Origin of the sequence: Bacillus sp. 123MFChir2 (assembly GCF_000383235.1) — a bacterium.
Lineage (GTDB): Bacteria > Bacillota > Bacilli > Bacillales > Bacillaceae_G > Bacillus_A.
On record NZ_KB910943.1, the window covers coordinates 62,542 to 68,978 of the forward strand.

Annotated in this window: 4 protein-coding genes and 1 pseudogene; all 5 read left to right on the forward strand. The window is 36.2% G+C overall.

Translation table 11 applies throughout. The features are described 5' to 3' along the window. Positions 1–45 precede the first annotated feature (45 nt). A pseudogene (locus H280_RS0112255) lies at positions 46–216 on the forward strand (SLC13 family permease); the annotation flags it as partial. 65 nt (positions 217–281) lie between these two features. After that, positions 282–1,619: a TrkH family potassium uptake protein gene (locus H280_RS0112260; RefSeq protein ID WP_020061421.1), complete on the forward strand. Its 1,338-nt coding sequence runs from the start codon at positions 282–284 to the stop codon at positions 1,617–1,619. Positions 1,620–1,652: 33 nt separating this feature from the next. Continuing rightward, positions 1,653–2,306, forward strand: coding sequence for a potassium channel family protein (locus H280_RS0112265; protein WP_020061422.1), 654 nt, complete (start codon positions 1,653–1,655; stop codon positions 2,304–2,306). A 280-nt stretch (positions 2,307–2,586) separates the two neighbouring features. After that, the gene (locus H280_RS0112270; protein WP_020061423.1) at positions 2,587–3,351 is read left to right on the forward strand and encodes a 2-phosphosulfolactate phosphatase; all 765 of its coding nucleotides are present in this window, start codon (positions 2,587–2,589) and stop codon (positions 3,349–3,351) included. 546 nt (positions 3,352–3,897) lie between these two features. Next, positions 3,898–6,437: M60 family metallopeptidase (locus tag H280_RS0112275; protein ID WP_020061424.1), on the forward strand; the 2,540-nt coding region annotated here is incomplete at its 3' end.

Here is a 6,437-nt window from a genome sequence, read left to right on the forward strand (position 1 = left end):
TTATGGAGGATACACGTGGAAACGAAGGTAATTATAGCACTAGCTCCTTATTCAATCACTCAAATTTTCGCTTCAAATATTGGTGGTACTGCTACTATGATTGGAGATCCGCCTAATATTATGATTGGTAGTGCTGTAAAGGAACTAACATTTCTTGCATTCATTAATAATTTATCATTGATTATCTCCATTATCTTATCAACGGTTTACATATATGTTCGGTATTTAATGTGAAGGAAGAAGAGTAGTTTTCCTCAAAAAAATGTATAGGAGACACAACTATGAAAAACAGACAGATTTATATGGATCCTCCGAAAACATTAGTAGTAGGGTTCGCTTTCATTATTTTCATCGGCACGATTCTTTTAACACTTCCCATTGCGACAGAAGACGGCCAAGGTCTTTCTTGGTTAAATGCATTGTTTACAGCTACGTCTGCTACATGTGTAACTGGGCTTGTCGTAGTGGATACGGGAACAACCTTCACGTTGTTTGGACAACTCGTTATATTGTCTCTCATTCAAGTAGGCGGTTTAGGATTTATGACGTTTGCGATCTTGTTTGCTGTTTTGTTAGGAAAAAGGATTTCTTTGAAAGAGCGGCTGCTATTACAAGAGGCGTTGAACAATTTATCCATTGCGGGCATTGTTCGTTTGGCGAAAAGAATTCTTATTTTTACAGTTGTGATTGAATGCATCGGCGCAATTTTATTGGCAATTCGGTTTGCATTTGATATGCCGCTTCCAAAAGCAGTGTATTATGGGGTATTTCATGCCGTTTCCAATTTTAACAACGCAGGGTTCGATATAATGGGAGAGTTTAAAAGCTTGACTGCGTATGTAGAAGATCCAATTGTTACATTGGTAGTTTGTGCGTTAATTACATTAGGGGGTATTGGTTTTATTGTTATGAATGAGGTATATGAATACAGACAGATTAGGCGCCTTTCCTTACATACGAAGGTCGTTCTTTTTACAAGCTCCCTGCTAGTAGTAGGAGGAACGATTCTTATTTTCTTGTTGGAATTTCATAATCCCAAAACGTTACAACCGTTATCCGCGTTTGGTAAATTTTTAGCTTCATTATTTCAAGCTGTCACACCAAGAACAGCTGGGGCAAATACGCTCAATATTTCAGACTTACACCATTCAACACTTTTTATTATGATTATTCTCATGTATATCGGGGCTTCTCCTGGATCTACGGGCGGAGGAATCAAAACAACTACACTTGCAATCCTTTTGGGGGCAGTACGGTCACAAATAAAAGGAAAAGAAGATGTGATCTTTTTTCGAAAAAGAATTGCATACGATACAATTTATAAATCACTTACCGTTATGTTAGCTGGTCTTTTTATCGTTATGATAGTTACCATGCTGCTAACCATAACAGAACCAGGAAAGGACTTTTTAATGATTCTCTTTGAATCAACATCTGCTTTTGGAACGGTAGGGCTTTCTATGGGACTAACCCCTGAATTGTCTCCGATTGGAAAAATCATCATTACTTTAACGATGTTTGCAGGAAGGGTAGGGCCATTGACCATTGCTTTTGCCGTTACACTGCGAAGAAATTCAGATCCGTTCAGTTATCCAAAAGGAAAAATTATGATTGGCTAGAGGTTCATTCATCCTTGGAGGAGCGATAGGAATATGAAAAAGCAATATGCAGTCATTGGACTCGGAAGGTTTGGTTCAAGTATTGTAAATACATTAGTAGAAGCAGGAAATGAAGTATTGGCAATAGATAGCAATGAAAGACGTGTCAATGAACTTGAGGATGCGGCTACCCATGTTGTAATTGCTGATGCGACAGATGAAGAGGCGTTAAAAGCAATCGGCATTCGGAATATTGATACAGTCATTGTCGCAATTGGAAATGATATTCAAGCAAGCATTTTAACCGTCTTGGTACTAAAAGAATTAGGCGTAAACAAAGTTGTAGTCAAGGCACTTAATAAACGCCATGGCCAAGTGTTAGAGAAGGTAGGCGCGGATTGGGTCGTATTCCCTGAGTGGGATATGGGCGAGCGTGTAGCACATCAACTTATGTTACCGAATGTCCTTAATTTCATTGAACTCGCCAAAGGTTACAGTGTTGAAGAAATTAAAGTACCCTCCAGCATGTCAGGAAAAAGTTTGAAAGAACTAGATATTCGGGCAAAATTAAATTTAAATATCATCGCCATTAAAAGTAAGGGAAGAATCAATATTTCTCCTTCTCCAGATGAAGTTGTGCAAGAAGGGGATGGGTTAGTGATGATTGGAGAAAAGATCAATTTGCATCGTTTTGCAGATTTTGAATAAGCGGTAGGCCTAGAAACGACAAAAACCTTTCTTTTTAGGAGGGGCGAGAGCATCTGGCCGCGCATAGAAACGGTCATGGTGTGGTTTGCATAGCAGTAATTAGTATGTGAAAAATCAAGAAAAAAGCGATGTAATAGCTCACTGTATATGTAAGCTATTACATCGCTTTTTTATGTAGATCTCATTCAATATAATATCAAAATTTTGAAAAACAGTCTATTTCTTTTTGCATCATGCAGCTAACATGAGAGTAGAAACAATGATGAATGGGGGCTATTCTATGTCAGTGTTTGCACAATCTTCATTTCAGTGCCGGATTGAGTGGGGACGGCGCGGAGCTAGGGAAGCAGCAAGGCGCGGTGATATTACCATTATTGTTGATGTCCTTAGTTTTTCTTCAGCAGTAGCCAGCGCTTTACATGTAGGTGCGGAAATTTTTCCATATCCACCGCCATTGAATGAAAAAGCAAAAGCATATGCGAATCAATTAGGTGCAGAGCTTATATTAAGCAGGGCAGAAGCGGTAAAAACAGGAAAGCATTCTTTATCTCCAGTCACATTTAGTGCCGATAATTTCGGGAAAAGATTTGTTTTATGTTCGTTAAACGGTGCATCTTGTACGTGGATTGCTTCGAAAGTTCCAGCTCTTTTGATTGGCTGTTTACTTAACGCTTCGGAAATTGCAAAGGCAGCGAATCATATCCAAAAACAAACTGGTGCCAATATAACAGTTGTTCCTTGCGGTGAACATTGGGAAGACCCAAAAGGAGATGAAAATGATTTAAGACCAGGGATAGAAGATTACTTAGGTGCAGGGGCAATCATAGAGAAATTGAAAGGGAGTAAATCAGTAGAAGCACAATTATGTATGGGTGCTTTTCAGTCTGCAAGGTCCAATCTTGATGAATTCATTTGGGATTGCGGAAGCGGTAGGGAGTTACGAGAGCGCGGCTTTGCGGAAGATATAACGTATAGTGCAGCTGTAGATGTACTGCAAGTGGTACCTATGTTACAGAATGATCGGTTTGTGAATTTTGTGAAATAAGATCTTCTTTAAGGTTCTGTTGCAAAGTTTCATGATGTAAACCTCGCTATATATATCCAAATTAAAATGGATATATATGTCGTATATACACATTGATAACACTGAGTCGTTTGCTACGAGGAGAATACTGTATTCCTTTCCTTTTTTCCTTACTAAGGTTGTAGTTGACATACATCTTACTGAAGTTATAATTATTTGAGAATCTTAATATTTAAATTTAGGGTACAGGTCTCGAATCTGAAAAACCCCCACGTTAAGCACATTTCGCCATAAAATGATGTGAATTTAGTCCTGCTAAGAATAGGGGGATACAACACAAAATATCATTTGTGTTGTATGACATGGAGAAAAAACTATTAAAATCGGTTGCTAACGCAACATAATTTACTCCAAGTAGCCTGTTTTTATATGAAATCCAATCTAAAACATGGTGAAATTAGCTAAAAACTCTTAACGTGTTTTTTCAAAATGTGGCGGTACTCCTATTTATTAGGAGAATAAAAAAGGAAGGAGTACAGCATGAACCGACAAAGGAAGAAGAACAGTATGAATCGACAAGGAAGGGGGACTAAAAGTTACAAGCCAAAGTGTGTTAAATTTTCCGAATTATTACACGTTTTATTTGCTTTTATGGTAATTATGTTGCCACAGCAATTTTATCCAATAATATCTCATGCAGAGTATGCGGATAATTCATTTGGAAATAAATCACAGAAAGCAGATAAGAGTGAGAATTTTGTTTTAAAACCAATGGGAGATGCAAATAAGAGAAGATCTTTAGAAAATCGTACAATGTATCACTCTGATTTAGAACCGACAGGAATTTTTGTTAAAAAAGGAGAACATATTAAAATTCAAGTTCACAATGCTGATAGTTCAGCAAAACTGTATGCTACTATCGGGCAAGTTGGAACATATGAATATCTAAATGATAATAAAAATATTGGTTATACTAATTTTGAATTAAAAAGTGGAGATAATAACATCGTTTTTGATAAAGGAGATGGAATGTTATATCTCAAAAATACATCTGAAACAAATACAATTACAGTTTCGATATTGGGGGGAGAAGCTGTCCCTAAATTCATTTTAGGGAAAACCAAGCAAGAAGAATGGTTAAACATGTTAGAAAAAATGCCAAAGGCCCCATTTGTTGAACTAGTTGGTCAACATGTATTTGGTACATTTCAATATCCACTTGCCGCTAAAACGTTAAAAAATAGATCAGTAGAAGATCTATTAAAGTACTGGGACAAAGTATATTTAATTCAAAATGAGGTTTCAGGATTAGATTTGAACGCCAATGGTGTTGCCCAAAAATATGATAATAGAATCCATATTGTGAACCCGGATAACGGTCCCGGATATGCTTATGCAACAAGTGGACATATTGGTTTTCAAAAAAATACTGGCGCAGGTAAAGATATTTTGAGTACTCCTTCAAATCAAGAGCAATGGGGTGTATGGCATGAGATGGGACATACATACCAGAATCCAGATTATACATGGAATGGTCTAGGAGAAGTAACTGTGAATATTCCAGCGTTAGTCATTCAAGAAAAGCTCGGATTTCCTAATCGCCTGATGAAAGATTCAAAAAAGGAAATAAGTGACTTTTTAAATGATCCTAATAAAAACTTTGATAATGCTAGTGTATGGGTTAAGCTTGGAATGTTTGAGCAATTACGCCAAGCATATGGAAATAATTTTTATCCAAAACTTAATCAAGAGTATCGTGTTTTAAAAAATCATAACTTGAATACTGATGATAGTAAAAAGCAATTATTTATTCAGATGACAAGTAAGGTTGCTAACAGAAATTTATTACCTTTCTTTGAAAAATGGGGACTATATGCAAATAACGAAACGAAAAAGATAGTAGAACAATATCCGAAAATAACAAAACCCATTTGGAACAATATAATAGAAAAAAATAAAATAGTAGATAGAGAACTTAGTCCGTACATGATCCCGATAGCAAATATAAAAGCTATTCCAACAGTACTATTAGGAGAACAGGATGCTTCCCATTTAGATGGCTCTAAATTTTTAACAAATATTCGTAATTTAAACGATGCTTCCAATGTTAATATTTCTGTTATCCCCTCTTCTATTGAAGCTCTTAAGGTTGGAAAAAATACTGGGAATGTATTAGTGAAGTTAACAAATACGTATGGAAATAGTAATCTTATAAAAGTTCCGGCTAATGTGGAATATGGGGATACACTAGAATTTTTAGGGTTGGGATCATATTTAGTAGGAGACCTAACCGTACATCCTGAAACAAAAAAAATAAGTTTTTTAGGAACAAATAATTCAGTGCATAGCTATTTTACAGGTAAAGAATATATAGGTGTGGAAATATATGATAAAAATAAAAAACAAAAAGTAAATGTGAAAGTACAGGGACAAGAGAATACTAAGAGTACATTGGAAAATGCTATTAACGGTTTAACATATGAGGAAGGGGATATAATTCAAATATATCATGCAGAACCTTCGCGATTTAAATATTATTATGGAAATACAGAAATGACTAAGGAAGAAAATAAAACTTCCCTATTCAAGATAAAAAATAATCGATTAGAACAAGTGAAAGCAGAAACAGATACACCAAATACAGGTGAAAAACCAAATACGGGTGAAAAACCAAATACAGGTGAAAAGCCAAATACAGGTGAAAAACCAAATACGGGTGAAAAGCCAAATGCAGGTGAAAAACCAAATATGGGTGAAAAGCCAAATACGGGTGAAAAGCCAAATACGGGTGAAAAGCCAAATACGGGTGAAAAGCCAAATACAGGTGAAAAGCCAAATGCGGTTGAAAAACCGAATACAGGTGAAAAAGCGAATACGGGTGAAAAACCGAATACGGGCGAGAAACCGAATACAGGTGAAAAAGCGAATACGGGTGAAAAACCGAATACGGGCGAGAAACCGAATACAGGTGAAAAACCGAATACGAGTGAAAAACCAAATACAGGTGAAGATAAATCAAAAGTTTTACAAACAAAGAAGAATTCGAGAGAAAATAGAGAGATATTACCAAAAACAGGGGGCGGAATTTCTATAGAAGTATATATGGG

Coding starts and splice junctions, on each gene's coding strand:
- H280_RS0112270 (WP_020061423.1), top strand. CDS start 2,587: ATGTCAGTGTTTGCACAATCTTCATTTCAGTGCCGGATTGAGTGGGGA.
- H280_RS0112265 (WP_020061422.1), top strand. CDS start 1,653: ATGAAAAAGCAATATGCAGTCATTGGACTCGGAAGGTTTGGTTCAAGT.
- H280_RS0112260 (WP_020061421.1), top strand. CDS start 282: ATGAAAAACAGACAGATTTATATGGATCCTCCGAAAACATTAGTAGTA.